The following is a 617-nucleotide window of genomic DNA, read 5'->3' as shown; positions in this document are numbered from 1 at the left end:
TGAACTCGACGGAATACTTTCTAGGCATAGTTCAATCCTTCCTTAGCTGAGGTAGGAACTAAACCCAGGACGCTTCACATTTCCTCAGTATGCGAATACGCCTAAGCATACGCGCATGTTCCGTCGACCGCGACGCTCTTCGCAACCTTCTTAAGACCATCGAATTCAGAGTTTTCCCAGCGATTTAGTCTCTAAGACCGATAGAGAATGTATAGTGTCATAATTTGCCAAAAGTCCAGGCGAATTAGGTACTATCCACTTACTCCCCATCCGGCGAAATGCGATCGATTGAGTGGTAACGGGCTTGACCCATTACGTCGCCGCGAGCTTTGTCACCCCACGTAGCGTCATAAGACCCACACTACATCCCCTGCTCTACTTGATCCACCACGGTAGAAATTTGCGCTTGGTTCATGCTGTTGAGGCTAGCAAAACGCAAAAAAGGGAAGGAGACGGTTGCTTACCGTTTCCTTCCCTTTGTGTTTCATTATGGAGTTTTGTTTTGTTGTTTGGTGTCGGCGGTGACTTACTCTCCCACAACCTCCCGGTTGCAGTACCATCAGCGTGTGCAGGCTTAGCTTCCGGGTTCGGAATGGGACCGGGCGTTTCCCTGCAGC

1 rRNA gene is annotated in these 617 nt (G+C 49.8%); it reads right to left on the bottom strand.

Features of this window, described 5'->3' with window-relative positions:
* Nucleotides 1-513 precede the first annotated feature (513 nt).
* Nucleotides 514-617: ribosomal RNA gene (rrf, locus tag QP971_RS11290) — 5S ribosomal RNA — on the bottom strand; the annotation flags it as partial.

It is taken from the genome of Corynebacterium marquesiae (genome assembly GCF_030229635.1).
Taxonomy (GTDB): domain Bacteria; phylum Actinomycetota; class Actinomycetes; order Mycobacteriales; family Mycobacteriaceae; genus Corynebacterium; species Corynebacterium marquesiae.
This window is presented reverse-complemented; position numbering and strand designations above follow the sequence as displayed.